Origin of the sequence: Ottowia caeni (assembly GCF_050821495.1) — a bacterium.
GTDB lineage: Bacteria > Pseudomonadota > Gammaproteobacteria > Burkholderiales > Burkholderiaceae_C > Ottowia > Ottowia caeni.
Genome location: NZ_CP151080.1, coordinates 2,535,588 through 2,561,769 on the forward strand (window position 1 = coordinate 2,535,588; position 26,182 = coordinate 2,561,769).

The 26,182-nt window shown below is 58.3% G+C and carries 23 protein-coding genes and 1 pseudogene; 6 read left to right on the forward strand and 18 right to left on the reverse strand.

The genetic code is table 11. The annotated features are described in order from the left end of the window. Window positions 1-3: 3 nt before the first annotated feature. Both AAAK34_RS12195 and AAAK34_RS12200 read right to left on the reverse strand, forming a co-directional pair. Complete coding sequence (locus AAAK34_RS12195) at window positions 4-402, reverse strand: DUF4124 domain-containing protein (RefSeq protein WP_431778044.1); 399 nt, start codon at window positions 400-402, stop codon at window positions 4-6. Then, window positions 329-544 (reverse strand): DUF4124 domain-containing protein, encoded by a 216-nt coding sequence (locus tag AAAK34_RS12200; RefSeq protein WP_431777316.1) that lies wholly within the window; start codon window positions 542-544, stop codon window positions 329-331. The genes AAAK34_RS12195 and AAAK34_RS12200 overlap by 74 nt, the downstream gene beginning before the upstream one ends. 99 nt (window positions 545-643) lie before the next feature. On the opposite strand from AAAK34_RS12200, the gene guaB reads away from it, so the two are divergent. Together guaB and guaA are read left to right on the forward strand one after the other, a co-directional pair. Continuing rightward, window positions 644-2,113, forward strand: coding sequence for an IMP dehydrogenase (gene guaB / locus AAAK34_RS12205; protein ID WP_231693283.1), 1,470 nt, complete (start codon window positions 644-646; stop codon window positions 2,111-2,113). 12 nt (window positions 2,114-2,125) lie between these two features. Continuing rightward, on the forward strand, window positions 2,126-3,742 hold the full coding sequence (gene guaA / locus AAAK34_RS12210; RefSeq protein WP_231693284.1) for a glutamine-hydrolyzing GMP synthase: 1,617 nt from the start codon (window positions 2,126-2,128) through the stop codon (window positions 3,740-3,742). A 134-nt stretch (window positions 3,743-3,876) separates the two neighbouring features. Here guaA and AAAK34_RS12215 read toward each other — a convergent pair whose 3' ends face one another. The 3 genes and pseudogenes from AAAK34_RS12215 to nhaR form a co-directional block, all read right to left on the reverse strand. Further along, complete coding sequence (locus tag AAAK34_RS12215) at window positions 3,877-4,689, reverse strand: NYN domain-containing protein (protein ID WP_231693285.1); 813 nt, start codon at window positions 4,687-4,689, stop codon at window positions 3,877-3,879. A 133-nt stretch (window positions 4,690-4,822) separates the two neighbouring features. Beyond that, complete coding sequence (locus AAAK34_RS12220; RefSeq protein ID WP_231693286.1) at window positions 4,823-7,630, reverse strand: cation-translocating P-type ATPase; 2,808 nt, start codon at window positions 7,628-7,630, stop codon at window positions 4,823-4,825. Between the two features lie 47 nt (window positions 7,631-7,677). Further along, window positions 7,678-8,603 (reverse strand): annotated as a pseudogene (gene nhaR, locus AAAK34_RS12225) (transcriptional activator NhaR). Between the two features lie 205 nt (window positions 8,604-8,808). Here nhaR and AAAK34_RS12230 point away from each other — a divergent pair. Next, window positions 8,809-9,819, forward strand: a complete 1,011-nt coding sequence (locus tag AAAK34_RS12230; protein WP_231693288.1) for a TerC family protein — start codon at window positions 8,809-8,811, stop codon at window positions 9,817-9,819. 14 nt (window positions 9,820-9,833) lie between these two features. On the opposite strand, the gene AAAK34_RS12235 is transcribed toward AAAK34_RS12230, so the two are convergent. From AAAK34_RS12235 to AAAK34_RS12245, 3 genes are all read right to left on the reverse strand, one after another. Further along, the gene (locus tag AAAK34_RS12235) at window positions 9,834-10,532 is read right to left on the reverse strand and encodes an SDR family NAD(P)-dependent oxidoreductase (protein WP_231693289.1); all 699 of its coding nucleotides are present in this window, start codon (window positions 10,530-10,532) and stop codon (window positions 9,834-9,836) included. A gap of 237 nt (window positions 10,533-10,769) precedes the next feature. Then, a complete protein-coding gene (locus AAAK34_RS12240; protein WP_231693290.1) occupies window positions 10,770-10,937 on the reverse strand; it encodes a DUF2256 domain-containing protein in 168 nt (55 codons plus the stop codon). A gap of 49 nt (window positions 10,938-10,986) precedes the next feature. After that, on the reverse strand, window positions 10,987-11,913 hold the full coding sequence (locus AAAK34_RS12245; RefSeq protein WP_231693291.1) for a fasciclin domain-containing protein: 927 nt from the start codon (window positions 11,911-11,913) through the stop codon (window positions 10,987-10,989). A gap of 486 nt (window positions 11,914-12,399) precedes the next feature. Here AAAK34_RS12245 and AAAK34_RS12250 point away from each other — a divergent pair, with 486 nt between their 5' ends. Continuing rightward, window positions 12,400-14,664 carry a sensor histidine kinase gene (locus AAAK34_RS12250; protein ID WP_231693292.1) on the forward strand — a complete coding sequence of 755 codons (2,265 nt, stop codon included), beginning with the start codon at window positions 12,400-12,402 and terminating at the stop codon, window positions 14,662-14,664. On the opposite strand, the gene AAAK34_RS12255 is transcribed toward AAAK34_RS12250, so the two are convergent. The 9 genes from AAAK34_RS12255 to AAAK34_RS12295 all read right to left on the reverse strand — a co-directional run bounded on the left by AAAK34_RS12255 (window position 14,640) and on the right by AAAK34_RS12295 (window position 23,605). Beyond that, complete coding sequence (locus tag AAAK34_RS12255) at window positions 14,640-16,103, reverse strand: glycosyltransferase family 2 protein (protein ID WP_231693293.1); 1,464 nt, start codon at window positions 16,101-16,103, stop codon at window positions 14,640-14,642. The genes AAAK34_RS12250 and AAAK34_RS12255 overlap by 25 nt on opposite strands. Further along, window positions 16,100-17,116 (reverse strand): HEAT repeat domain-containing protein, encoded by a 1,017-nt coding sequence (locus AAAK34_RS12260; RefSeq protein ID WP_431777317.1) that lies wholly within the window; start codon window positions 17,114-17,116, stop codon window positions 16,100-16,102. The genes AAAK34_RS12255 and AAAK34_RS12260 overlap by 4 nt, the downstream gene beginning before the upstream one ends. 10 nt (window positions 17,117-17,126) lie before the next feature. Beyond that, a complete protein-coding gene (locus AAAK34_RS12265; RefSeq protein ID WP_231693295.1) occupies window positions 17,127-17,888 on the reverse strand; it encodes a YaiO family outer membrane beta-barrel protein in 762 nt (253 codons plus the stop codon). Then, window positions 17,885-18,274 (reverse strand): response regulator transcription factor, encoded by a 390-nt coding sequence (locus AAAK34_RS12270; protein ID WP_431777318.1) that lies wholly within the window; start codon window positions 18,272-18,274, stop codon window positions 17,885-17,887. The genes AAAK34_RS12265 and AAAK34_RS12270 overlap by 4 nt, the downstream gene beginning before the upstream one ends. Before the next feature lie 93 nt (window positions 18,275-18,367). Then, complete coding sequence (locus tag AAAK34_RS12275; RefSeq protein ID WP_231693297.1) at window positions 18,368-19,783, reverse strand: MBL fold metallo-hydrolase; 1,416 nt, start codon at window positions 19,781-19,783, stop codon at window positions 18,368-18,370. Between the two features lie 144 nt (window positions 19,784-19,927). Then, complete coding sequence (locus AAAK34_RS12280; protein ID WP_231693298.1) at window positions 19,928-20,638, reverse strand: ABC transporter ATP-binding protein; 711 nt, start codon at window positions 20,636-20,638, stop codon at window positions 19,928-19,930. Window positions 20,639-20,652: 14 nt separating this feature from the next. After that, a complete protein-coding gene (locus AAAK34_RS12285) occupies window positions 20,653-21,852 on the reverse strand; it encodes an ABC transporter permease (protein ID WP_231693299.1) in 1,200 nt (399 codons plus the stop codon). Beyond that, window positions 21,849-23,000, reverse strand: a complete 1,152-nt coding sequence (locus tag AAAK34_RS12290) for an efflux RND transporter periplasmic adaptor subunit (protein WP_231693300.1) — start codon at window positions 22,998-23,000, stop codon at window positions 21,849-21,851. Before AAAK34_RS12290 ends, AAAK34_RS12285 begins: the two co-directional genes overlap by 4 nt. After that, a complete protein-coding gene (locus AAAK34_RS12295; RefSeq protein WP_231693301.1) occupies window positions 22,997-23,605 on the reverse strand; it encodes a TetR/AcrR family transcriptional regulator in 609 nt (202 codons plus the stop codon). The genes AAAK34_RS12290 and AAAK34_RS12295 overlap by 4 nt, the downstream gene beginning before the upstream one ends. A 388-nt stretch (window positions 23,606-23,993) precedes the next feature. On the opposite strand from AAAK34_RS12295, the gene AAAK34_RS12300 reads away from it, so the two are divergent. Together AAAK34_RS12300 and AAAK34_RS12305 are read left to right on the forward strand one after the other, a co-directional pair. Continuing rightward, on the forward strand, window positions 23,994-25,160 hold the full coding sequence (locus AAAK34_RS12300) for a hypothetical protein (protein ID WP_431777319.1): 1,167 nt from the start codon (window positions 23,994-23,996) through the stop codon (window positions 25,158-25,160). 160 nt (window positions 25,161-25,320) lie between these two features. Continuing rightward, complete coding sequence (locus tag AAAK34_RS12305) at window positions 25,321-25,935, forward strand: trimeric intracellular cation channel family protein (protein WP_231693303.1); 615 nt, start codon at window positions 25,321-25,323, stop codon at window positions 25,933-25,935. On the opposite strand, the gene AAAK34_RS12310 is transcribed toward AAAK34_RS12305, so the two are convergent. Next, window positions 25,932-26,177, reverse strand: coding sequence for a hypothetical protein (locus AAAK34_RS12310; RefSeq protein WP_231693304.1), 246 nt, complete (start codon window positions 26,175-26,177; stop codon window positions 25,932-25,934). The two genes, AAAK34_RS12305 and AAAK34_RS12310, sit on opposite strands and share 4 nt — an antisense overlap. Between the last annotated feature and the right edge of the window lie 5 nt (window positions 26,178-26,182).

Here is a 26,182-nt window from a genome sequence, read left to right on the forward strand (position 1 = left end):
CGGCTATTTGCAGTCGGACTGAATGATCGCCTGCACCCGTTGCATTTCTGCGGCGCGTTCGGCGTCATCCAGAAACTGCCGTTCGCCTTTTTCATTGGTTCGTGCTATGCGCACACCTGAGTCCAGGCCAGCCTTCACCGATATCGCTCTTTTGCAATTTTCGGCACGCTGAGCGGCGAGCTTCTGCTCTTCTTCTTTTTTCTTGGCGGCTTCAGCTGCTTCGGCCTGTTTCTTCTTTTCTTCGAGGGATTTGTCGATGCCCTGGGCTGGGCTGCCGACTTTGGCCGCCAAGGCCGGAGCCGGAGCCGGAGTCTCTTGCGACCCACCGTCAGCGGTGGCTTCCGGCACGGTTGGCGGCAGGGTGGGCCGTTGAGCCGCGCTGGCGCCACGCGGCTGCTTCAACACATTTTTCTGGGGTATGTCCGCAGGGGGGGCGGTCGCTGAAGATCTTGCGACCGTCTTTATCCACCCATTGGTATTGGGCTGAAGCTGCCCCGCAGGTCGCGAGCACAGCGCAGGCAAGGAATATGCGAACGATGTTCATTGGGTAAGCAGTTTAGCGCTGCTCTCGCAAGAACCCAAAAAAGCCCACACTCTGAAGCAAATTCGGCACACGGATACAATCCTTTTTTGGAGCTTTCACATGCGCCTACTCGGTAACGCGCTTACCTTCGACGACGTTCTCCTCGTCCCCGCCTTTTCTCAGGTCCTGCCCAAGGACGTCAAACTCTCTTCCCAGTTCACCCGCGACATTCGCCTGAACTTGCCTTTGGTTTCGGCCGCCATGGATACGGTCACAGAGGCGCGGCTGGCTATTGCCATTGCGCAAGAGGGAGGCATCGGCATCGTCCACAAGAACCTCACTGCGCAGGAACAGGCGATTCAAGTATCGAAAGTGAAGCGATACGAGAGCGGCATCTTGCGCGATCCGGTCGTCATAACCCCCGAACACACGGTGTTGCAGGTCATGCAACTGTCCGATGAGCTCGACATCAGTGGCTTTCCGGTCATCGACCAGGGCAGGGTAGTGGGCATTGTTACCGGGCGCGATCTGCGCTTCGAAACGCGCTACGACGTGCCTGTCCGCGAGATCATGACCCCGCGCGAGCGGCTCATCACCGTACAAGAGGGCACCAGCCGCGAAGAAGCCAAGCTCCTGCTCAACAAGCACAAGCTGGAGCGCTTGCTCATCATTGACAGCGAAGATCGCCTGAAGGGCCTGATCACCGTCAAGGACATCACGAAGCAAACTACCTTCCCCAACGCTGCGCGAGATGCCAATGGCCGTTTACGCGTCGGTGCCGCGGTCGGTGTGGGCGAAGGCACTGAAGAGCGCGTTGAAGCCCTCGTCAAGGCTGGTGTCGACGCCTTGGTTGTCGACACCGCCCACGGCCATAGCCACGGGGTCATCGAGCGCGTGCGCTGGGTCAAGAAAAACTACCCTCAGGTGCAGGTCATCGGCGGCAACATTGCTACCGGGGCTGCCGCGCGGGCGCTGGTAGAGGCCGGAGCTGATGGCGTCAAGGTGGGTATTGGCCCTGGCAGCATTTGCACCACGCGCATCGTCGCAGGGGTTGGCGTGCCGCAAATCACCGCCATCGACAATGTGGCCACTGCGCTTGAAGGCACTGGCGTGCCGCTGATCGCAGACGGTGGAGTTCGCTACTCCGGCGACATCGCAAAAGCCATTGCCGCAGGTGCCAGCACCGTGATGATGGGCGGCATGTTCGCCGGCACCGAAGAAGCGCCCGGCGAAATCGTGTTGTTCCAGGGCCGCAGCTACAAGAGCTATCGCGGCATGGGCAGCATTGGCGCCATGCAGCAAGGCAGCGCTGACCGTTACTTCCAGGAAAGCTCCACAGGCAACCCGAACGCCGACAAACTCGTGCCAGAAGGCATCGAAGGCCGGGTACCCTACAAGGGCAGCGTAGTCTCGATTCTGTTCCAGATGGCAGGCGGTCTCCGCGCCAGCATGGGTTATTGCGGCTGCGCCACCATCGAAGACCTGCGCTCCAAAGCCGAGTTTGTGCAGATCACCGCAGCAGGCATCCGCGAATCCCACGTGCACGATGTGCAGATCACCAAGGAAGCGCCGAACTACCGGGCGGATTGATTCAGCGGCAACATGCAACACGACAAAATCCTTATTCTGGACTTCGGCTCCCAGGTCACCCAGCTTATTGCCCGGCGCGTGCGCGAGGCGCATGTGTACTGCGAGGTTCACCCCTGCGACGTCACAGACGACTGGGTTCGTACCTACGCCGCCGATGGTCATCTGAAAGGCATCATCCTTTCTGGCAGCCACGCCAGCGTGTACGAGGTAGATGACCGCGCTCCAGACGCTGTCTTCTCCCTCGGCGTTCCGGTGTTGGGCATTTGCTACGGCATGCAGACCATGGCGCAGCAGCTTGGCGGAAAAGTGGAAGGTGGCCAGACGCGTGAATTCGGCTATGCCGAAGTGCGAGCCAGGGGCCACACTTCGCTGCTAAAAGGCATCGAGGATTTCCACACGCCGGAAGGCCACGGCATGCTCAAGGTCTGGATGAGCCACGGCGACAAGGTGACCGAACTGCCGGCCGGGTTCAAGCTCATGGCCAGCACAGAATCGTGTCCCATCGCTGGCATGGCCGACGAAGAGCGCGGCTTCTACGGCGTGCAGTTTCACCCAGAGGTGACGCATACCCTGCAAGGCAAGGCCTTGCTGGAGCGCTTCGTCCTGGAAATCTGCGGTGCCCGGCCCGACTGGGTCATGCGCGATCACATCGCCGAGGCCGTTGAGGCCATCCGCAAGCAGGTGGGCGACGAAGAGGTCATTCTCGGCCTCTCAGGGGGTGTTGATTCCTCTGTCGCCGCGGCGCTGATCCATCGCGCCATTGGTGATCAGCTCACCTGCGTATTTGTCGATCATGGTCTGCTGCGGCTGAATGAAGGCGACATGGTCATGGAAATGTTCGAGGGCAAGCTGCACGCCAAGGTTGTGCGCGTAGATGCCAGCGATCTTTTCCTGGGCGAGCTTGCCGGGGTGACTGACCCCGAGCGAAAGCGCAAGATCATCGGCCGCCTGTTCGTCGACGTATTCAAGGCAGAAGCCGCCAAACTCACCGCATCTGGCGCTTCGGCAAAAGGCGCCAAGTGGCTGGCGCAGGGCACCATTTACCCTGACGTCATTGAGAGCGGCGGAGCAAAGTCGAAGAAAGCAGTCGTCATCAAGAGCCACCACAATGTGGGCGGCTTGCCTGAGCAATTGGGCTTGAAGCTGCTTGAGCCCTTGCGCGACCTGTTCAAGGATGAAGTGCGCGAATTGGGCGTAGCGCTCGGCCTGCCGCACGACATGGTCTACCGCCACCCGTTCCCAGGCCCTGGACTGGGCGTGCGAATTCTCGGCGAAGTCAAGAAAGAGTACGCCGACCTGCTGCGCCGTGCTGATGCCATCTTCATTGAAGAGCTGCGTTCCCACATCGACAAAAACAGTGGCAAGAGCTGGTACGACCTGACCAGCCAAGCCTTCACCGTCTTTCTGCCGGTGAAAAGCGTGGGCGTTATGGGCGACGGACGCACTTACGACTACGTCGTAGCCCTGCGTGCCGTGCAAACCAGCGACTTCATGACGGCCGACTGGGCGGAGCTACCGTACAGCCTGTTGAAAAAAGTCAGCAGTCGGATCATCAACGAAGTGCGCGGCATCAACCGCGTCACCTACGACGTAAGCAGCAAGCCGCCAGCGACAATTGAGTGGGAGTGACGTAGTTTCCTGCGAAGGCTGTCATTCATTGTGCAGCCTCGCAATTGGGTAGAGCGATGCGAAACCCAATAGACAGCGCCAGAACGAATCGAACGATCCGGCAAGTTACAGAGCGGCTGAGGAAAAATCCAAGATTACGCCGCCGGCATCTCAGCTTCCTCGACGGGCGCTTCAGATTTCGGCGCGAGGCTCACCGACCAATGACCACCTTCCTCCTGGCGAGGGATGAGCAAGTCGTACGTCCTGACCATGTTTAACAGCCCGGAATGACCGTAGTTCTGCGGTGAAAATGCGGGGTCGGTACGTTTGAGGTACTGGCCCAGTGCACCCAGGGCCACCTTGCCTTCGGACGTATCACTGGCTAAGAGAGAAACGGCCTCGACCAGAAAGCGCGGTCGGCGCTTGATCGCAGGCTTGGCCGGCTCGGGCTTCGCAGTTTCCAATCTGAGCGAATCAGTCTTTACGACTCTTAGTGCGGCATCGGCAACAGGTTCCACCGCAGGCAGCGGTCGAGTCCATTCGAAGAACTGATCGCTGGCGTTGCGTAGGGCGTCTGGTGTCTTGGGCTCCCCGACTATGCAGACTGTTGCACCACGTTCTCGCAGCTTGCGACACAGATACGCAAAATCCGAATCACTGGTAACTAGGCAAAACGTGTCCGCACGGCGGTCAAATAGCGCTTCCAGCGCATCCAATGCCAGCGCAATGTCTGCAGTGTTCTTTCCGGCCGCATATTGATACTGAAGGCATGGTGTAAAGGCTAGGCGTACGAGAGCTTCCTCCCACTTGTGTGCCAGCGTGCCTTGGTTGCCGTAGCCTCGACGAAGAACCACGCGTCCAAACTGGGCCACCATGCGTAGGGCGTGCTCAAGAATATCTGGGGGTACGTTGTCGCAATCAACGAGCACGGCCACGCGGGTCTCAGTTGCAGAAAAGGGCGTACTCATCTTGCGTTATCAATTTATGAGTTGAATCTGTCGTAACAGTAACTGATCAAGCGGGAATTCCGTTGAATATTTGAAATGATCGAGTCCTAAAGTAGGTGATTGTCTCCACCTTGCTCAGGAACACCTATCCGAACTATCCGCGCATCGACCTGGCGAAAAATTTCCGGACCTCTTCGAACCAAAGCACGGCGCTGGCCATGGCAACGCAAACTAGCCACTGCTCAGGCGCCAAGGGAACCGTGCCAAACGCGACATTCAGGAAACCGACCTGAACGACGGCTACCTGCAGGGCGACAGAGACTGTAATCGCGCCCCAAAGCCAAGGATTCATGAACATGTGCCGGAACGCACTGATGTTCTCGGAGCGTGCATTCAGGCAATTGAATAATTGCGCGAAAACGAGTGTCGTAAACGCAGCAGTGCGCGCATTGTCGAGATCGTGCGAGCCTTCGATCAAGCCGCCTGGCAGATACATGTCGAGCGTCAGCAGGGTAACCACAGCCATTACCGCGCCGATCTGCATCACCCATACCCACATTCGACCATCTATGACCTGTTCATTCGGCGGACGGGGTTTGCGGGCCATGACATCATCGGTTTCAGGGTCGACCCCCATGGCCAGCGCCGGACCCGAATCGGTGATCAGGTTGATCCACAATATTTGCGTGGCAAGTAGAGGCAGCACGACCGCGCCGCTAGCGTCTGTACCCGTCAGACCGATGACGCCCGCCAGTACGACGCCCAGGAACACCGTCAGCACTTCGCCCATGTTCGATGAGAGCAGGTAACGCAAGAACTTGCGGATGTTGTCGAAAATAGCGCGCCCTTCACGCACCGCATGCACGATGGTGGCGAAGTTGTCATTCGCAAGAATCATGCGCGCGGCTTCTTTAGTGACTTCGGTGCCGGCAATGCCCATTGCCACGCCGATGTCGGCAGATTTGAGGGCCGGCGCGTCATTTACGCCGTCGCCCGTCATGGCCACGACATTGCCGTCTGCCTGCAGTGCATCGACTATGCGCAGCTTGTGTGCCGGTGCCACCCGCGCAAATACAGAGGTCGTGCGTACTGCTTCGGCAAAGCCTGGTTCGTCGAGTTGGTCCAGCTCCATGCCCGTCAGCGCAACGGCCCCGGGCTTGACGATGCCGAGGTCGGAAGCAATCCGCGCGGCCGTCCGTGGGTGGTCGCCAGTGATCATGATCACGCGGATGCCGGCTCGGTGCGCATCGGCGATGGCTTGCGCCGCTTCTTCCCGAGGTGGGTCGATGATGCCGACGGTCCCGGCGAAGATCAGGTCTCGTTCGATGTCTTCCGCGCGCTCCGGATCAGCGCTTTCGTCTTCTCGTAACGGGCGGTAGGCAACCGCAAGCGTTCGCAGAGCGGCGTCGGTGAGTGTGTCGACATCGGCCAGGATGCGCTGGCGCAAGGTTCCGTCGAGCGGGACCACTTTCATCCCTACACGCGTGCGCGTGCAGCGCTCAAGGAGCACATCTGGCGCCCCCTTCGAGACCAGCACGCGTTCGTTGTCGTTCTCACTATCCACCTCAATGGTGGACATCATCTTGCGATCAGACGTGAAAGGGATTTCTCCGATCCGGTCAAATCTCTGCAGGCGCCGCTCATGCACACCGAGCTTGCGCTCTGCGACCAAAAAGGCGGCCTCGGTTGGGTCGCCCAGTATTGTCCAGCTGCCGTCAGGCATCTGCTGCAGTTGCGCGTTTCCGGCAAGGCTGCCTCCGCTGAGCACCAGGATCGCCTCTGCGCGGTGGGCTTCGTCTTCCAGTTCAGCTCCGTCGACCTGGACACTGCCCTGCGGCGCATAGCCGGCACCCGTGACATGGGCAGTACCAGAGGCGGTTATCAATCGCTCGATGGTCATCTCCGAGCGTGTGAGTGTGCCGGTCTTGTCGGTGCAGATGACGGAGGCCGAACCCAGCGTTTCTACAGACGACAGGTTCTTGACGATCGCTTTGCGCTTGGCCATGCGCTGCACGCCAAGCGCGAGCACCACCGACAGGATCGCCGGCAGCCCTTCAGGCACGGCAGCCACGGCAAGGGAAACGCCCAGCAGCAGGACGTTGATGATGTCTGCGGCGGTACGGACTTCGAAGACGATGAACACGGTCGCGACGACGACCAGTGCGATCACCACAACGGCAATTCCGAGCATGCGCCCGATGCGCGCGACCTCCTTCTGCAAAGGCGTCGACTCTTCCTTGGTGGAATCCAGCATCTTGGCGATGGCGCCCATCTGGCTTGCCATGCCGGTGGCCGTCACGATCGCATGGCCAGTGCCCTGAACGACAGCTGTGCCCTTGAACACCATGCCTAGTCGGTCACCGAGTGGAACAGTGCTCGGCAGGGTAGCGGCATCCTTCAGGACGGCTTCGCTTTCACCGGTCAGAGATGCTTCCTGCACGCGCAAGGATGCAGACTGAACGATCCGTGCGTCTGCACCGACGGCATCGCCTTCGGAGAGCACGAGCAGATCCCCGCGCACCAACTGCGCGCTCGGAACTCGTTGCAGCTGACCATCGCGCAGCACGGCCGACGTGACAGCGGTCATGCGGGACAATGCGGCGGCTGCATTTCGCGCCTTAGCTTCCTGAGCATAGCCCAGCAACCCGTTCAACACCACAATCACCCCGATCACAAGCGCATCAACCGGCCAGCCGTTGCGACCATCGATCAGCCAGGCCGCGAGTGCGATGGCGATCGCCCCGAAGAGCAGGTAGATTAGTGGATCCTGGAATTGGGCCAGTATTCTGCGCCAGCGAGGAATGGGCGGTGCCGCGCGCAGTTCGTTCGGTCCATCTTGTAAGAGACGGTGAGAAGCCTGGCTGCCACTCAAACCATTCTCAAGGTCGGTTTCCAATATCCGCGCAATCTCGCCAGGATCCAGCAGGGAAGGATCGTCGAGTGCGGTTTGGTCGAACCTCATGCGGTTAATTATTCTCTATAAGGGATGAGCATCACAACCCGGCATGCTCACTGGAGATCCGGGGCGAACAACTTGCTGCGTGCAGCGGCGGTGATGGCGGCCAGAGCAGGGTGGGTGATTCGGCGCTCGACCGATATCGCGTAGAACTCCTCCACAAGATCCTCCGGTGAGCCGATCCAGTCCACCTGGTATTGCTGAACAATCTCTTCTTTCAGAACGGCAGGCGCGGCGAAAACCCCTCTGCCTTCGCGTCCGAAGGCTTTGAGCAGCGCGCTGTCATCGAACTCGGCAGCTACAGAAGGTGCAAGCGCGTGTTGGCGCAACCAGGCATCAAGCCGCGGCCGCAGAGCCGTTTGTGAACTGGGTAGAAGAATGGGCAGGCCCGCCAGGCAGTCCGGAAATTCACGCTGCGCACCAGATGTCGTCAAACCAATCGAACCGAGCAACTGAGGCGCTGCAAAGAACGCCACGCCCGTGCGTCCGAGCAGGTGGGTGTACACACGCACACTCAGGCTGGATGGGGCTGGCACGTCTGAGATAACGACGTCAAGCCGGTGCACCGCCAGTTCTCCAAGCAGGCTAGTCAGACCGCCCTCGTGGCAAACCAGTCTGGGGGCTCGGGCAGTGTCGTGGCCGGCTCCAATATGTGGAAAGCCACGGCCTTGGGCACGGCGTCGGCGATTCCCACGCGCAGGATTGCGGTGCGCCGTGTGTCTCGCCCAGTCGCCAGGGCTTCCTGTAGCGAAGCGCCCAAGGCGAAGATCTCGTCGGCGTACCGCATCACAAGGCGGCCAGCTTCCGTCGGCTCCACGCCTCGTCCCGCCTTGCGCAACAGCGGATGCCCCAGCCGTTCTTCCAACTGCTTGATCTGACCGCTCAGTGTTTGTGGCGTGAGGTGCAACTGTTCGCTCGCACGAACGATGCCTCCAGTACGCAGAACCGTCCAGAAGTAGTAAAGGTGCTTGTAGTTCATGTGTTGCACTGTCTTCTGAATAGTTCGATTAATTGGAAGTGACGTGGGTATTTTCTGATTTTTATCTGATGTTTCCGATCCTACAGTAATTCTGTGTCAGTACTCCCGAAATGTACGAACCGTGGCTTGGGCGATTGCTGTGAATTCCTCGGATTGAGCGAACCCATCCAGGCTGATCGAATTACTCAGAACTCCTGTCTTCATCATGACTGAATTTCTTTACACGCCTTTTTTGGGGCAGAGCGTCTGGCTCTGGCTGGTCTTTGCCACTGTGGTCGTGGCGTTGCTGGCTTTCGATCTCGGGGTCTTACACAGGGAAGACCGCGAGATTGGCGTGCGGGAGAGCCTATGGCTGTCTGCCGGCTATATCGGGGCAGCCTCGATCTTCGGTGGGTGGCTGTGGTGGCAGCTCGGAGCGCAGAGCGGCATTGACTACTTCACGGGCTACATGATCGAGAAGTCGTTGTCGATGGACAACGTGTTCGTGATTGCCATGATTTTCTCGTTCTTTGCCATTCCTCGCCAATACCAGCACCGGGTGTTGTTCTGGGGCATTCTGGGTGTGATTGTTCTCAGGGCCACCATGATCGGCCTTGGCGCCGCATTGGTAACCCAGTTCTCCTGGGTGCTGTATTTATTCGGCGCTTTCCTGATCGCGACCGGAATCAAGATGCTCTGGATGGCAGACCACGAGCCGGACTTGAAAGGAAACATCATGTTGCGCTTCCTGCGCAAGCACCTTCGTGTCACGCCCGAGTTGCATGGAAACTCGTTCTTCGTGAGATCCCCGCATCCTGTGACGGGTCAGCCTGTTGCCTGGGTAACGCCGCTGTTCCTGGCGCTGTGTATGGTGGAGTTTGCGGACTTGATCTTCGCAGTGGATTCCGTTCCTGCCATCTTCGCAATTACCACTGATCCGTTCATTGTCTATACGAGCAACATCTTCGCCATCCTGGGCTTGCGGGCACTGTATTTTGCTCTGGCAGCCATGATTCACCGCTTCGTCTATCTGAAGTATGCATTGGCCATGGTGTTGGTCTTCATCGGCGGCAAGATATTCCTGGTCAACCTGGTAGGAAAGATCCCCTCCGTGGTAAGCCTCGGGGTCACGGCTGGCCTGATTGCCGGGGGTGTGTTGGTATCACTGTGGAAGACTCGCGAGACCACCAGCAGGCCAAAGAGCCAATCCCGGAAAGCCGCTAACCAGCACGGCTAATCTTGCTCAGGGATTCACCATGGCAACTGTTGTCCATCGTATGCCCAGAAGCCGCCACTATCTTCTGGTTGCAGTTTGTCGAGTACTGTCAGGAGGTCGGTCGCTGCAGCTTGCGCCGGCCGACCAATCTGCGCACCGCGAAATGGGGCAGACAACGCAGAATCGACGGTTCCAGGGTGCAGGGCTGCCAGCACAGTGTAGGGGTGAGTGCGGGCAAGCTCTATGGCAGCGGTTTTTAGCAGCATGTTGAGCGCAGCTTTTGATGCGCGGTAGCTGTACCAACCGCCCAGCCGGTTGTCACCTATGCTTCCGACCTTGGCCGAGAGGACGGCAAAAACACTGCGCTGATGCCGCGGGAGTAGTGGTGAAAAGTGAGCAATAGCCAGCGCAGGCCCGATGGCATTCACGGCAAAGCTCGCAGCAAGGTGATCTGCGCTCAGATCCGCCAGTCGCTTTTCCGGGTGGCCGGTCTGGCTTTGCAGCATGCCGGTAGACACCAACACCAGATGCAAGGGGCCGCGCTCATGGATGGCATTCGCAGCCTCGGCTACGCTGGATGGGTCATCAAAATCAATGGAGGGGTCGCTGCCTCGACCGAGTGCCAGCACCTCTGCACAGCGCGAATCTGCGCGCAGCTGATCAGTCAAGGCGCCACCAATGGCGCCCGAATTACCGATCACAAGTGCGCGATAGCCTGCTGGGAGCGATTGCATGGTGTCCTTCTCGAATCTGCGAGGTTTCTAGCTGTTCAAGCGAGTGTTGTGTCTGGGGCCTTAAGGCGTCGCGCTGGCATGAACACACAACTTGGATTCTGCGATTTCTGGCTGCTGCCACTGCACCAGGTTGGCGCCATGCTGATCATCAGGCGCAAAATATTCGCAGGGGAACTCGCATCGAAGTCTTGACTTCGCCGAACAGTGAGTTTGCCTGCGGCAGCTCGTATGAGGTTTTTATTCGGGGCCTTTGGTGCGCGCATTGGATGCACTGTTGCGCCGGCAGCGCTCCGAGCAATATTTGACTTCATCCCACACCCGAGCCCAACGTTTTCGCCAAGTCATGGGGCGCTCACAGCAAGCGCAAATTTTGTACGGAAGGTGACTTTTCTTAGGCGAAGGCATTTTTCTGCCTTAAGAAGGGCGGCGCGGGTAGTCCGCGCCGCCGGCGTGATTAAGGTGCGGGAAGAATCACTTTGTCGATCACGTGGATCACCCCGTTGGATGCGAGCACATCGGCTGCGACGATGCTCGACTGCCGTCCACGCTGGTCGGTGATCACCAGAGTGGGGGACACCGTGAATGTTCCGCCTTCGACGGTCGTAATGGGCGCATTGATCGGCACTCCTGCCTTGAGTACCATGCCCGGCACCACGTGGTAAGTCAGCACTTTGGTCAATAGTGCGGTGTCTGCCAGCAACTGAGCTTTGGTGACCCCGAGTTCAGCCAGCAGTGAAGCGAACGCCTCGTTCGTAGGTGCGAACACGGTGAACGGGCCGGGGCCGCTGAGGGTGTCTGCCAAGCCAGCAGCAACCACGGCTTCCACCAGAATGCTGAAGTCAGGTGTCGCAATGGCGGTTTCCACAACAGTCTTGTCCGCAGGCAAGATCACCTTATCTATCGCATGGATGACACCGTTTGAAGCTTCTACGTTTGCTTGAATGATCTTGCTCTTGCGGTTACGCCCGTCGTTGATGACAAGGTCAGCGCCCACCTTATCGATCTTGAAGACTCCACCGCCAATGGAAGTGATTGCCTTGCCGACTGGCACATCGCCACTGCGCACCACACTGCCCAGGACATGGTATTTCAGGACCGCGGTCAGAAGCGGCTTGTTGGCCAGCAACTGATCTTTGGTAACCCCAAGTTCAGCGAGAAGTGCCGCAAAAGCATCGTTCGTGGGTGCGAATACGGTAAGAGTGCCTTGATCAGACAAGGCGGTAGTTAGCTCTGCCGCCTGAACAGCCTCGACCAGAATGCTGAAACGGGTGTCGCTTTGTGCGACTTCAACAATGTTTCCGGGGTGATCATCACTGCCCCCGCAGCCCGCCGCAAGTGCGAGCAGCAAAACTCCCAGGGTTCCTGTTATCCAACGCAGCATGTTGTTTCTCCTGAAATTGAGTGAACGAGTCGATGAGGTATGAGCTTCATGGATTCATTAGCTGCCTCCTGAGGCTAGATCTACAAATGTCATAGACAAATAGAGAATAAGTGAGGCGACTTTTTCTTGATTTAACCTTGCGCGAAATACAGGTAGACATGTTTTTATACGTTAACCATTTGTCATAGTTATTGAAATATCGCCAACCTACGCTTGTGATCACCAAGCTTCGTAAAGCTGAGATCGATCAAAAGATCAGTGGCGATTCTTTTATTGTCTATGACACACATGGAGATGTCTAGAAGTACCGTGTAATTTTTTTACGGCGTTGAAGCTACGCTGGATCAGACTATTGCGAAGGCAGGGCACGACACTGGCTCTGCCCACAGCAAGTCTCTAAACATCTTCTGCAATAGCGATGGGTCAATCAGGACCCAAGATCGTGAACACGCAAGACAATGGCGTTTTGCCAAATCAGATTGCCGCATGAAATCCTCCGCACCGCCCCAGCGCCTAAGCCTGAGCGCCTATCTCGCGTTCACGTTCTCGCTAATGTCGATCCTGCTCACGTTGATCCTTACTGCTGTGATGGAGCGCAGGGCTACCGCCCAAGTGGAAAGCAGTATCGGCGCTAGCCTGGCCGAACTGGCGCACCAAACCGCCAGCCGTCTCGATCGCTCCATGTTTGAGCGATACCGCGAGGTCAGGTTGATGGCCCAACGCCTGGTACCCGATGGAGACCCTGATAATCTGTCGCGCGAGTTGGCTGCGTTGCAGGCCAGTTACCCGTATTACGCCTGGATCGGGCTCACGGACACTGCGGGGAAGGTGTTGGCTTCCACCAAGAATATGCTGGTAGGACATGACGTATCAAAGCGCCCTTGGTTCGATGGCGCGCTCAAAGCTAAACACGTGGGGGACGTCCACGAGGCCGTTCTTCTCGCTAAGCTGCTGGGTAATACCGCGTCTGGAGATCCGCCGCGATTCGTGGACGTAGCGTTCCCAACGGTTGACGCTTCCGGGCGCACGTCCGGCGTGCTTGGCGCGCACCTGTCGTGGGATTGGGCGGACGACATTCAGCACACCATCTTTGATGCGGTTGACAAGACGCACGTGATCGACCTCTTGATCATTTCCGGAGACGGAACCGTGCGGCTAGGCCCGCCTATGCTGCGTGATACTCAACTCGAGTTGCCCAGCCTGTCCGAGGCGCTCACCGGCAAAACCGGTTATCGCGTCGAGCTCTGGCCCGATGGAGAAAAATACCTGGTGGGCTACGCCGCCAGTCGGGGTTACAGAGAGTATCCGGGCCTGGGCTGGAACGTGCTGGTGCGTCAACCTCTGTCCGTCGCTTATGCCCCAGCGCGGCATCTTCAGCTGACAGTGTTCATCAGCGGCTTGGTCATTGCAGGTTTGTTCAGCTTGCTGGGATGGTATGCCGCACGTACCATCACCCGTCCAATCCTCGAGCTAGCTCAGTTCGCACAAGGCCTGGGCGATGGAGGTCACCCGGAGCGACTGGTGCCGTCGCGAGCCGCCTACCGCGAAGCCGGCCAACTGGGCCACTCCCTGACTTCAATGCTTGACAGCCTGCGGCGCAAGGAAGAAGAACTGCGCCAGCTAAACGCCAGCCTGGAACGCAGAGTGGAGGAGCGCACTGCCGAGTTGCGCGAAGCGCTGGGTCAAGTGCAGCGCAGCGAGCAACGGGTCCAGACCATTATCGAAACCGCTCAGGATCCTTTCGTCGGCATTGACTTCGAGGGTCGAATTACCGACTGGAATCCGCAGGCCCAGAAGCTCTTCGGCTGGAGCCGCGAAGAGGTGTTAGGACGCCCTATGGCGTCAACTCTGCTGCCAGAGCGCTACGTCGCAAAATCGGACGTTGCGATGGCGCATTTCCGCGAAACTGGTGCAGCGCCGTTCATCAACCAACGTCTGGAGCGCGTGATGATCGACCGGCACGGACGTGAGATTCCGGTAGAAGTAAAGCTGGGTATGGTCAACACCGAACAACTTAAGCTCTTCAGCGGCTTCGTGCACGACATCACCGACCGCAAAGAGTCCGAACGCCTGAAGAGCGAGTTCATTTCCACCGTGTCGCATGAGCTGCGTACTCCGCTCACGGCCATCTATGGTTCGCTCAGCTTGCTCGAATCAGGCATGGCTGGCCAACTACCTGTCGATGCCGCCAAGATGGTCGCCATGTCTACGCGCAGCTGCGAACGGCTTGTGCGGCTGATCAACGATGTGCTCGACGTGGAGAAGATCGACGCTCGCTTGCTAAGCTACGATATGAAACTGCGGCCCCTCGCCGGAATGATCGAGCAGGCCGTCAACGACATCGGACCTTACGCCGCACCCATGGGTATCAAGGTGTCACTCAAGACCCCGTTGCCCGACGTGACAGTCCGTGCAGACGGAGACCGCATTGTGCAGGTGCTGATGAACCTGCTGTCGAATGCCGTCAAGTTTTCGCTTCAGGGCGGCACCGTGGAAGTGGCCGCGGAGGTCGTCAGTGGCGGGGTACGCGTGAGGGTGGTGGATCACGGCGAGGGTGTTCCTCCCCAGTTTCACGGTCGCATTTTTGACCGCTTTGCACAGGCTGACAGCTCAGACCGTCGATGCAGCGGGGGGACAGGGCTTGGTTTGAACATTTGCCGCAGCATTGTGCAGGCTCATGGCGGCACGATCTCATTCAACAGCGAACCGGGCGTTCGCACTGAGTTCTATTTCGAGTTGCCCTTGCCCTGATCGACTTGTAATAGTTCTGCCTGAGGCTCTGGTTGCACCTGCTGCCATGAGCCGCGGCGCTTCATCTCGCCCCAGGTTGATTCGCGTTGCGTTGCCCAGCGGTACAAGCCGATCAGCCGCCACCAGCTATTGAGCTGGCGATAGCCAAAATTTTCAAGCACCACGATCAACGAGAGCAGCCCGATATGACGCATGCGCGGGTAGATGTGGAAGGCCATTTCTTCCAGCAGAAGCCCTGAGGCAGAGAGCAAAATACCTAACCCGACAGCCACAAAAAGAAAGACGGCAAATGCGTCCCAGGACACCAGGCCGAAAACCCACGCGAAGGCCATAAAAAGGTAACCACCCAACTCCACCACGGGGCCCAGCCACTCGAACAGCACCATAAATGGAAACGCAAGCCAGCCAGGAGGCCCGCCTCGTGCGCTGAACATCAATCTCCAGTTGGCGCACAGACTTTCTGACAGGCCACGCTGCCAGCGAATACGCTGGTTGCGGAGTGTCTTACGGTCTTCGGGTACCTCGGTCCAGCACACAGGGTCAGGCACAAACTCGACGCGATAAGGAACCCTCTGCTCGCGCAGCATGCGGTGAATCCGCACAACCAGCTCCATGTCCTCCCCAATGGTCTTGGGTCGGTAACCGCCAGCGGCAATAACCACATCGGTCTTGAATAGTCCAAACGCACCTGAGATGATGAGCATCGCATTGAGCTGTGACCATCCCAGACGGCCGAACAAAAAGGCCCGCAGATATTCGACCACTTGAAACAGCGCCCACGGATTCGTAGGCAGGCCCACCCGCGAAAGAAATCCTGACTGCACTTCACAGCCGTTTGCCACGCGCACTGTGCCGCCAGTGGCCACCATGTGCGGATCGCGCAAAAAGGGCCGTGCCACCTTCTGCAGGCTGTCGCGCGCCAGGATGGAGTCGGCATCGACGCCGCAAAAAAGAGGGTGGCGTGCCAGATTAATGCCGGCGTTGAGCGAGTCAGCTTTGCCGCCGTTTTCCTTGTCGATCACCCTCAGCTGTGGGTTTTTGGCCGAGCGATAGATGCCGCGCACCGGCTTAGTCTCCAGCTGCGGACTCACCGACTCCGGGAAGAGCGCGAGGCCGAATTCTCTCTTGAGAACGTCCAGCGTGGCATCTTTGGAGCCATCATTGATGATGATGATCTCAAACTCAGAGTACGCAAGTTGCAGCATGGAACGTATGGAGGCTGCGATAGTGGTCTCTTCGTTATAAGCTGGCACCAAGATGCTGATGGCTGGCTCAAGCCCGGTAATGACGGGCGGCAGGTCTTCAAGCACGCGCTCCTGCCCCATCCGGTACAGGCTGAACAGGGACAGAAGATTTAGCGAAATATAGCCGAGGTTAAGCAGAACGAAGTACGCCAGCACGAACCAGGTCATGAACTCGATGATCATTTGCTGTGTCATGCCAAACTCCGCTGCGCCAGCACGTGATTGAGAATGGACTCCGCCAGCGATCCAGGTCGACGCAGAGCCGCAAGTTCCTCGTTGCTTATGAATGGCAAGACCGCTAGAGACTCTGCCGCGGCCAGTCTGACCGTCCACTGGGGATCTTCCATCAGATCAGTGAGCAGCTTCACGTCGCTCGCATCTCCCAGCACCGCGAGCTGTCGAATAGCATGCTCGCGCACCCGGTGGTCGGAATGAGCTGTGCATCGACGAACTTCACCCACGAGATCCCGGCTCTCGGCCATCGGAAGTGCCGCAACAACCACGTCAGAGTGTTGCGTCGCACCCAGGAGGTGAAACATCGTTTGTGTCGGCAGCTTGAGCCGAAGTGCCTTGCTCAGACGCAGGACACGGGGTAGCATGTTTTGCGGCACCTGTGGAATGCTCTCGACCAGCAGTGGCAGGAAGGGCTCTCGGGCCGGGCCGAGAAAGCTGGCGACACGTGTAATGTCCCAGTCTTCACGGCGAACGATCAGTGGCATGAGCGATTGCACGCCAGCTCTTGGATCAATCTGAATAAGTGCGCGCCCCGCGTTCACCGAAAGCAGTCCGTCCGGATGGTCAGCCAGTAAACGTAGTTCATTCCAAGCAAGCGAGTCGCGCAGATGGCCCAAACTCAGGATCGCCAGTAGCTTGTGCCGACGTGAGCCCCGGTGCAGCAGCTTGCGAGCAAACACGTCTATGCCCAATGCCCGGGCCACTTCGTTCAGGTGCTGTGCCGCTTCGCCTCGCACCGATTCGTGAAGATAGACCCACAGACGCATGAACAATATGTACTGGCCCGCCTTCAGTTTGGGCAAGGAAGTAAGACCTGGATCAACCATTGCCTGCATCAAGATCGGCCGCCAGGTCGTCATGAAGCGCTTCCAATGGGCCTCACTGCGCCGAAGCCGCAGGCGCATGTTCAACACCAGCAGTGCCACCAGCAGCGTGAGTGCCACGGAAACGATGCCCACCCAAAAGGCGACCAACAGAAAAGAGTCAGAATGCAGCCTGTACACCTGCGTAGAAGCCTTTTCGGGTATAGAAGGTGCCTTGTTCACTGCGGAACAGTGACCAATTCAGTGAAAGCCGGGGTCCCAGGGCGTGCCGCCCAGAAATCGCCACCGAGCGCACCGGAGCCATCACGATCGCGCCAGCACCGACCTGAGTGGCTTCGTCGCCGCGAGCGACAGCGATACCTACTGAACTGTCTTGCGCGTAGTACCAGGCGGCCCGCGCATCGAAGGAGTCTGCTCGCGTGCCCAGTGCTCGCACCGGGTACCAGCCGGCGGAAGCGCTGAAGTTGCCGAAATAGTGCTCAAGCCTGATGGTGCCTCGCTGCACGTTTGTATTGTCGTAGCGAGTGTGCCGGTAGCCTCCGTGTACCAACCATGCGTGCGCGAACTCATACTGCAATACCGCGCCCAGCGCGTGCTGCGCCAGCACACGGTGCGTGGAACTGATCGACGCATCAGCGGAAAGCGTTAGCGCGCTCGACAACGGGCGGCTGAAGCCAGCGGATAGTTGGGTGTCCTTGATGCCGAAACGCCGGGTTTCCAGCAGCGATGCCTCCATCAGATCGCGCGGACCGCTGCGACGGCTGAGGCCCACGGAATATTCCGTCCAGTCATCAAGTCCGCCGCTTAGTTGGCTGCGCTCTACGCTCGCTGCGGCGCGAATTTGTGGCTGGGGAGTCTGATCCTGCGCCATGGCTGCCAAGTTTGGCAGCGCCAGCGCGATGGCGATCAGCACGGATCTCATGGTTTGACCTTGGCGAGTCGGCGCACCCGCGCGAGCAGCTCATTGGGCTGGAAAGGCTTGACCACGTAATCGCTGGCGTCGGCTTCCAGTGCGCGCACAACGTCGCGCTCCTGTGTCTTGGCAGTAAGCATGATGACCGGCACCGATCTCCAACCCGGCTGCTCGCGCAACATCGAAATCAACTGGAATCCATCGAAAAAAGGCAACATCACGTCCAGGAGCACAATAGCCGGGGGCGGTTGCGTCTCAATGAATGACTTCGCGGCGCGGCCTTCCTGAGCAACATGGACCGAATAGCCCTCACGGGAAAGCATGAACTGCAATAACTGGGCGATGTGGTCGTCGTCTTCGACGACCAAGGCGATGGGCGGGGAAGTGGGGAGCATGTTTGAGCAGGATAAAGGCACGCCATTGTGCCGCATGCGATTGGGCCCTATGCAACCCCGCATCACAGAGCATTGTGAGCAAGAATTTCCGGATCAGTGTTGCGGTCGATCAGGTGGCTTGGGCAATGTCACGGACTGCCCTTGTTCCGGTACGGTGACCTGCCACCCTAACTTCTTGTGAAGCTCATCCGCCAATGTCTGTGCGGCGACAGGTTCACCGTGCACCACGAAAGTCTGTGCAGGCGATCGGTGGAAGGCGCTGGCCCAATCGAGCAGGGCCGGTTGATCGGCGTGTGCAGAAAGACCATCAAAAAAGTGAATCGAAGCCTTGACGGGAACATCTTCTCCAAAGATGCGCACCTCTTTGGCGCCGTCCACCAGTCGACGCCCCAGGGTTCCCTCAGCCTGATAGCCTGGAATCACCACACTGCATTCGCGTCGGGGCAGGTTATGGCGCAGGTGATGACGGATTCGCCCCGCATCGCACATGCCGCTCGCGGAAATGATGATGGCACCCGAGCGAATGAGGTTGAGCGCCTTGGATTCGTCTGAGCTGCCGGTGAAGTGCAGGTAGGGCAGGTTATGACCTTGATCATGCCAATCGGCCAGTTGCTTGGCTTGTTCGTCAAACAGCGCCATGTGCTCACGCGTGATGCGCGTGGCCTCGGTGGCCATGGGTGAATCAACAAACACCATTGGATGGCGAAGTCTGCCCTCGCGGGCGAGCCGATGGAGCAGGTAAAGGATTTCCTGAGTGCGGCCTACCGCGAAGGCGGGAATGATCACGTTGCCGCCACGCTCGAACAGGGTCTTTTCAAAGATCGAGATCATGGCATCTTCGGTCGCCGATGTGTCCTGGTGCTGCCGATCTCCGTAGGTGGATTCGATGACCAGAATATCTGCATCTTCGATCAGCGTGGGATCCCGCAGTATGGGGCGATTGGGTTGTCCCAAGTCTCCGCTGAAGACAAGCTTGGTCTCTTTGTCATGCTCGGTGACCCAGACTTCAATAATGGCTGATCCCAGAATGTGCCCCGCATCACGAAAGCGGCAGCGCACCGACGGGTGAGGAGAAAACTCATAGTCGTAACCTACGCTCTTGGCCTGCTCCAGACAGTCTCGCGCGTCCTGAACGGTATACAGGGGTGGAAACGGCGCCTTTCCTTTGGAGCGCTTTGCATAGTGTTTGGCGTCGCTTTCTTGAATGTGCGCACTGTCGGGCAACATCACGCCAAGCAGGTCCACTGTGGCTTCTGTGGCGTAGATAGGGCCCGCGAACCCCGCGTGCGTCAGTTTCGGAAGCAGACCGCTGTGGTCAATGTGCGCGTGCGTGAGAAGAACGAAGTCAATGGATGAAGGGTTGAATTCAAACGGACTCCGGTTACGCGCCGAAGCGTCCGGGCCGCCTTGCCGCATGCCGCAATCGACCAGAAAGCGGACGTCTTCCGCCTCCAACATGAAACACGAGCCTGTGACCTCGCGGGCCGCGCCAAGAAAACGAATCTTCATGAAATGATCTCTCCTGCTTGCAGATCGCCAAGGATGCGAGATTCGTGCCCCCCGCGTCCGTCAATGGCGACTTGTATCCTCAAATTTTTGCAACGCCATCAGAGTGGAGTGGGGGAGTTCGACGCCATTTGCTGCTCGCAAGACTCAGTCGAAACCGCGCCCTTCTCCCGCTTCCTCGTGAGTTACGCCATCACGTATATGGTAGATGCGTTTGAAGGTAGGAATGATTTTCTCGTCGTGAGTAACGACAATGATGGCGGTCTCGAACTGCTTGGCCATGTCGTTCAGGATACGAATCACCACCATGGCGCGCTGCGAGTCCAATGGTGCGGTGGGTTCGTCGGCGAGGATAACCGGCGGTCGGTTGATCAGACCGCGTGCAATGGCCACACGCTGCTGCTCACCCCCGGACAACTGTGAGGGCATGGCTTGTGCGCGGTGCTGCACGTCCAGTGCGGTAAGCAGTTCCCGGGCACGCCGGCGAGCCTCGTCGTTGGGTATACCTGCAAGCATTGGAAGCAGGGCAACGTTGTCGGTCGCATCCAGGAACGGAATAAGGTACGGTGCCTGAAAGACAAAGCCAATTTTGTCGCGGCGCAATGCGCGAAGGTCGCGCACTTTCCAGCCATCGTCATAGATCACGGTGTCGTCCAGGATCATCCGTCCTGACGTTGGATCAATCACGGCGCCCAAGCACTTCAGTAGCGTGCTCTTTCCCGATCCGGAGGGGCCGATCAGTCCAACCACTTCACCCGGTGCCACCTGCATGTTCACGTTTTTCAATGCGAGAACCGCGGTGTCTCCTTCGCCGAAACGCTTGCTCAAGTTTTCTATGCGAATGCCTTTTGCGCTCATGCTTCAATCCAGTTTCAACCTATCGCTTCGGCCGGATCAACCTTGAGTGCCATGCGAATGGCCACCACGCTGGCCAGCACACAGATCGCCAGGACCGCGAAAAACCCGATGACCGAGTCGGTTGGAAGCAGCAAGACGTACTTGGGAAACAGCGGTGCAGCAAATGTTGCGCTGATTTTGCCGACCACGAATCCGATCACCCCGAGCACCAAGGCCTGCTGAAGGATCATCCAGGCAATGGTGAAATTTCGCGTACCGATGAGTTTGAGCACCGCAATTTCACGGATCTTGTCCATCGTCAGCGTGTAGATAATGAACGCAACAATGGCCGCGCTAACCACGGCCAGAATCATCAGAAACATACCGATTTGCTTGGCCGATGTGGCGATCAGCTTGCCGATCAGAATCCCTTCCATCTGTTCGCGGTCATACACCGTGAGGCGTTTCCACCTGCGAATGGGTGCGGTAACTTCCTGCGGCGTGAACTCTGGCCTGATTCTCACCAGCACGGCGTTGACGGAGTTGTTGCTGGTCTGGGACTCGATGACTGCATCCAGCAGACCCGGCACGGCCGGTCGGTTAAAGGTCGGGTTGGCCTCTGTACGGCGGCGCTGCATCAGAATAGCGTCGTTATCTTTGAGGAACTGAGCTTCCTGGGCATCTTTGAGGGGAACGAACACCATCGGGTCACCGCTTGATGAGACCATCCGGCGCGCCAGACCCACCACGGTGTACTGATTGCGGCGTATCGTCAAAACATCACCCAGCTGGAAGCCTGTGGCGATATCTGCTACCGCCTCATAATGCCCGCGGGTGATCTGGCGTCCGGCGATCAGAAACGGTGGCCATCCTGGCGCACCGGGCTCGCCCGCGCTAATGCCCACCACCATCGCCCTGACGTCTGCGTCTCCTTTGCGCACCTGCATGGTCAGATAAGTGATATTGACCGCTTCGGCGACGCCCGGCATGGCGCGTATGCTGCGCCAGAGATCATCAGGAATGCTCGAAGATTCAGCATAAGGACCGAGTGTGTCTTTCTGCACTACCCAAAGATCCGCGCCACTGTTGTCGAGCAAAACCCTGCCGTCTTCCACCATGCCGCGATACACGCCGGCCATGGTCAGTGTCACGCCGATCAGCAGTCCCAATCCGATGCCGGTGAAGATGAATTTTCCCCAGGCATGCAAGATGTCGCGCCCGGCCAGGCTGATCATGGCGATACCCCTGGAAGGGCTTCGACAACTTTAATTCGGCTGCGAGCGGTCAGCGCCTTTTCGCTGTAAAGGACGTACTGATCGCCAGCATCAAGACCCTTTTCCACCTGCATTTGCCCATCAAGATCGGAGCGGCCAATGACGATGGGTGCGAATACGAGCTTTTCGTTATCAAGCTTCCATACACCGCGCTTGCCGCCCACGGTGCGAATGGCGGCGTTCGGAATGGTGGGCTTGGCTGGCAGTTCGGGCAGTTGCACTGTCACTTCGGCGAGCTCTCCGAGCGGCGGCAAAGGTGAGGGCTGTGTTTCGAACGCAACCTTGGCCAGAGTCTCTTCCGTGACCACGTCCGCCTGAGGCTCGACTCGCAGCACTCGCCCCGGTTCGCTTTGGCTGCGGCGGGAGCGCAGCACGATTCGGGCAGGCAAGCCTGCAGCCAAACCCTCGGCACTGATCTGGTCAAAGCGCGCATCTACCCACAGGCTGTTGGGATCAATCACCTCCACCACTGCCTGTCCTGCCACCACAGTCGTTCCCGGATCGGCGTGGCGTGCGATCAACAGCCCGGCAACAGGCGCTACCAGGCGAAGATTGCTTCGTTGCGCGCGCAAGGCTCTAAGGTCGGCGCGCATGCGGCTGACGTCTTCCCGTGCCGCTCCCAGGGCGGCGTCCGCCACGGCCAACTCTTGCCGCTTGGTGGCGGTGCTTTCTTCGCTCGTGCCTTGTAGCGCAAGAAGCTTTTCATATCGGGTTGCCTGTGTTCGTGCGAACACTTGCTTGGCTTCCGATTGCCGCAGTGCGGCCTCGGCGCTCTTGATGGCGGCTTGCTGCGCGTCAATGCGCTCGTCCAGGTCCACGGGGTCCATTTCGCCCAGAACCTGCCCCGCACTCACCAGATCTCCAACATGCACATTCAGCAACTTGACCCTTCCTGCGTAGGTTGGTCCGATCTTGTACGTATAGCGAGCCCTCACCGTACCGAGGCCCGAAAGCGCAGGCGCAATGGTTTTTGACTCAGCGTTTCCGACCGTCACGGCCACTGGCGACAGGGGCCCGGAGCGCAGGGCAACATAAATGAACAGAAAGAGAAGGGGCAGCACGACCGCGATCAACGCAAGCGTGCGGCGCTGTAGACCAAGAAACTTCATAGAACGCTCCGGATGCCGCGTAGATAGATGGCGAAAGTGCCTGGCGCGTTTGCACGAATGCGAGCCACGTCGCCTGCCAGCAGCGACTGCATCACCAGACCCTGAATGGTGCCGATGAACAGGACGACGGCAGCGCCCACATCAAGGTTGACATCCAGATCACCGCTTGCCTGGCCTTCTTTTAGAAGATGACTCAGTCTCTCGCTGTAGTGTTGAAGCAAATTCTGCACCTCTTGCTTGGGCAGGGTGCTGCCTGGTCGCTGTAGTTCTCCAAACAGTAGCCGGGGCACGCCAGGATATTCGCACACGAACTCAATGTGGGCCATAAAAACCGCTTCAAGTGCCGCCGCGGGAGATTCAGCAGAGCTTGCCGCCTTGCCGACACGATCGAGCAGGCTGTCCTTGACCCACGACATCACCGAGTGAAGGATGGCGTCCTTGCTCGGGAAATGGCGAAAAAGGGCGCCCTGAGTCAGCCCCATGTGCTGTGCGATGGCTGCCGTGGTGATGTCGCTGGGATGCCCTTCAGCAGCCAAGCTAACTACTGTCTCTACCGTGACCGCTCGCCGCTCTTCCGCTGGCAGGTGCTTGGATCGCTCACGCATCAAAGATGGCTTTTAAAGTAAGTAATTGATTGCTATCTTATCAGCCATCAGAGAATTCGTTCGATGTATCGGCATCAGGGCCAATCCATATTCTGATGGGCAGGAATGCCCGAACAAGCCACCGCTCTCCGGTCAGAAGGCTCTGCTGTATCGATAATGATCTGAAGCGTATTCGGAAATCATTGGGAACTCAGTGTGGCGACTGCCTCGGGGTAGCTTTGATTTCGACTCCGCTGCACTGGAGAATGAAAACATGACCATGGTCGAATCGCGACTTGACTCGCAGGCTCTTAGCTCGGCTGAATCGCTGAACCGCGGGTGTTTCTGCCGCACATTGAATGTGACGCGATTGAGATCCCATCTGGAAAGTGACCCCAGCCTGAAAGGGATGATGGAGAACATCGCCACCACGCGCCCGCATCTCTTTGCGTCCACGGTGGTTTTTATCTCGTACGAGATGAAGCAAAAAATCGTGGCCACTGTGGCGGCCATTCAACGTGTGGTGGCACTGACCGGGTATCAGGCTCAGGCATTGCATCGCGCTCCGCCTATCGCACAACAGGCATTTGGCCCCGTGGGTGCTTGCATGGGTTTTGATTTTCATCTCGGAGTCGCTGGACCTCGGCTCATAGAGATCAACACCAACGCTGGTGGAGCTTTGCTCAATGTTGCTCTGGCGCGCGCGCAAGAGCAGTGCTGCGAGGCTATGGATTGGACTTTTGTACCCAACTCTGAATTGGAGGGACTGGAAGAAACGCTCTTTGAGATGTTCCTTAAGGAGTGGCGCACCCAGCGTGGTAATGGGCGTCCGGGCCGCTTGGCTATAGTGGATGACGAGCCAGCCAATCAATATTTGGCACCGGAGTTTGAATTGTTTCGAGAGTTATTCGAGCGCCATGGCGTGACTTCCAGCATTGCGGACCCGTTGGATCTGTCGTGGCACGACGGCAAGCTGTGGCACGCAGACGCCCCTGTAGACATGGTCTATAACCGTCTGACCGATTTCTACCTCGACGATCCCAGACATCAGGCGCTTCGACATGCCTATGAGGCGGGAGCAGTGGTGATGACACCTGATCCGCACGCTCACGCCCTGTATGCCGATAAGCGCAACCTCATTGCACTCAGCCGAGACGATATGTTGGCTGCGTGGGGCGCGTCCATTGATGACCGCCAATTGCTCAAGTCAGTCGTGCCGCAGACGCAGCTCGTAACAGCCGATCGCGCTGATGAAATGTGGACACAGCGTCGCCAGCTTTTCTTCAAGCCGGTCGCGGGGCACGGTGCAAAGGCCGCCTATCGGGGAGACAAGCTCACTCGACGCGTTTGGGGCGAGATTCTGGCGGGACAGTTCGTGGCCCAGGCGCTCGTTCCACCCGCAGAACGTCTAATTGAGGTCGATGGAGAGCTGACCGATCTCAAGTTCGACATTCGGGCGTATACCTATGGCAATCGAGTTCAACTGCTGGCGGCGCGGATCTACAGCGGTCAAACGACCAACTTCAGAACCCATGGCGGCGGCTTTGCGCCGGTGATCGTCGTACCCATGCTATAGCCAGACGAGAAAAATGCCCCATCTGCCGCTGTGTTCTCAGAAGAAGACTTCGCAGAGGTTCATTGGTCCAATCAAACATTGAAATAGGCGGCAACACGCAAGTGCTTACCTTTGAACGTCGCTTACCGGTTTATTCGGTAACATTCCAGAAGGAATAAGCATGCTAACTTTTATTTATCTTGTCGCCATCGTGGCCGAAGGTATGTCCGGGGCCTTGGCCGCCGGACGCCGCAACATGGACGTCTTTGGGGTAGCCGTGATCGCATTCGTGACCGCGCTCGGCGGGGGCACGGTTCGCGACCTGATTCTGGGCCGTTTCCCGATAGGATGGACGCAACACCCCGAGTATGTGGGCATGGTCATCGTGGCAGGCCTGCTGACCGTTACGGTGGCGCAGCACATGTTCAGGCTCAGGCGCCTGTTCCTTCTGCTTGATGCCATGGGCCTGGTCGCTTTCTCGCTGATAGGCTGTGATGTGGCGCTGGGCTTGGGCTATTCCGTCCCCGTGGTGATCATGTCCGGCATGATCACGGGCATTTGCGGGGGCGTGCTCCGCGATGTGCTCTGCAACCAGGTTCCCGTGGTGTTTCAGAGAGAGCTTTATGCCATGGTTTCCCTGGTGGTTTGCTGCCTATTCCTCGGGTTGCGCGCGCTCGAAGTCAATCTGGCGTTGAATACAGGGCTGAGCTTTGCAGTCGGCTTGACGATGCGCCTTCTGGCGATCCGATTAGGCTGGAAGCTGCCGACGTTTTCCTACCAGCAGCGTTGGGACTAGCTTTTTTGGCCTCGACCAGCGGCGCGTCTGCGGTTGAGGGCATATCGCACCAGGAATGCGCAGCCCAGCGCCAAAGCAAACCAGCCCACCAAAGTAGCCTGTTGCAAAATCTCGCGCACACTCTGCCCGCGCGCCACGTAAGGTCCCAGAAGCACAATCGCACCAATAAGCGCGCAAATGACGCCTTTGGTCAGTAGTTCGGTATCCTGCTTGCGCAGGGACGTCTGGTTGACAGGAGGCATAAGGG

What these genes read in the sequence shown, in the direction of transcription:
- AAAK34_RS12275 (WP_231693297.1), bottom strand. Translation starts at nt 19,783, where the DNA reads ATGAAGATTCGTTTTCTTGGCGCGGCCCGCGAGGTCACAGGCTCGTGT.
- AAAK34_RS12280 (WP_231693298.1), bottom strand. Translation starts at nt 20,638, where the DNA reads ATGAGCGCAAAAGGCATTCGCATAGAAAACTTGAGCAAGCGTTTCGGC.
- AAAK34_RS12310 (WP_231693304.1), bottom strand. Translation starts at nt 26,177, where the DNA reads ATGCCTCCTGTCAACCAGACGTCCCTGCGCAAGCAGGATACCGAACTA.
- AAAK34_RS12230 (WP_231693288.1), top strand. Translation starts at nt 8,809, where the DNA reads ATGACTGAATTTCTTTACACGCCTTTTTTGGGGCAGAGCGTCTGGCTC.
- AAAK34_RS12250 (WP_231693292.1), top strand. Translation starts at nt 12,400, where the DNA reads ATGAAATCCTCCGCACCGCCCCAGCGCCTAAGCCTGAGCGCCTATCTC.
- AAAK34_RS12255 (WP_231693293.1), bottom strand. Translation starts at nt 16,103, where the DNA reads ATGACACAGCAAATGATCATCGAGTTCATGACCTGGTTCGTGCTGGCG.
- AAAK34_RS12215 (WP_231693285.1), bottom strand. Translation starts at nt 4,689, where the DNA reads ATGAGTACGCCCTTTTCTGCAACTGAGACCCGCGTGGCCGTGCTCGTT.
- guaA (WP_231693284.1), top strand. Translation starts at nt 2,126, where the DNA reads ATGCAACACGACAAAATCCTTATTCTGGACTTCGGCTCCCAGGTCACC.
- AAAK34_RS12290 (WP_231693300.1), bottom strand. Translation starts at nt 23,000, where the DNA reads ATGAAGTTTCTTGGTCTACAGCGCCGCACGCTTGCGTTGATCGCGGTC.
- AAAK34_RS12235 (WP_231693289.1), bottom strand. Translation starts at nt 10,532, where the DNA reads ATGCAATCGCTCCCAGCAGGCTATCGCGCACTTGTGATCGGTAATTCG.
- guaB (WP_231693283.1), top strand. Translation starts at nt 644, where the DNA reads ATGCGCCTACTCGGTAACGCGCTTACCTTCGACGACGTTCTCCTCGTC.
- AAAK34_RS12300 (WP_431777319.1), top strand. Translation starts at nt 23,994, where the DNA reads ATGATGGAGAACATCGCCACCACGCGCCCGCATCTCTTTGCGTCCACG.
- AAAK34_RS12200 (WP_431777316.1), bottom strand. Translation starts at nt 544, where the DNA reads ATGAACATCGTTCGCATATTCCTTGCCTGCGCTGTGCTCGCGACCTGC.
- AAAK34_RS12265 (WP_231693295.1), bottom strand. Translation starts at nt 17,888, where the DNA reads ATGAGATCCGTGCTGATCGCCATCGCGCTGGCGCTGCCAAACTTGGCA.
- AAAK34_RS12285 (WP_231693299.1), bottom strand. Translation starts at nt 21,852, where the DNA reads ATGATCAGCCTGGCCGGGCGCGACATCTTGCATGCCTGGGGAAAATTC.
- AAAK34_RS12295 (WP_231693301.1), bottom strand. Translation starts at nt 23,605, where the DNA reads ATGCGTGAGCGATCCAAGCACCTGCCAGCGGAAGAGCGGCGAGCGGTC.
- AAAK34_RS12270 (WP_431777318.1), bottom strand. Translation starts at nt 18,274, where the DNA reads ATGCTCCCCACTTCCCCGCCCATCGCCTTGGTCGTCGAAGACGACGAC.
- AAAK34_RS12240 (WP_231693290.1), bottom strand. Translation starts at nt 10,937, where the DNA reads ATGCCTTCGCCTAAGAAAAGTCACCTTCCGTACAAAATTTGCGCTTGC.
- AAAK34_RS12245 (WP_231693291.1), bottom strand. Translation starts at nt 11,913, where the DNA reads ATGCTGCGTTGGATAACAGGAACCCTGGGAGTTTTGCTGCTCGCACTT.
- AAAK34_RS12220 (WP_231693286.1), bottom strand. Translation starts at nt 7,630, where the DNA reads ATGAGGTTCGACCAAACCGCACTCGACGATCCTTCCCTGCTGGATCCT.
- AAAK34_RS12305 (WP_231693303.1), top strand. Translation starts at nt 25,321, where the DNA reads ATGCTAACTTTTATTTATCTTGTCGCCATCGTGGCCGAAGGTATGTCC.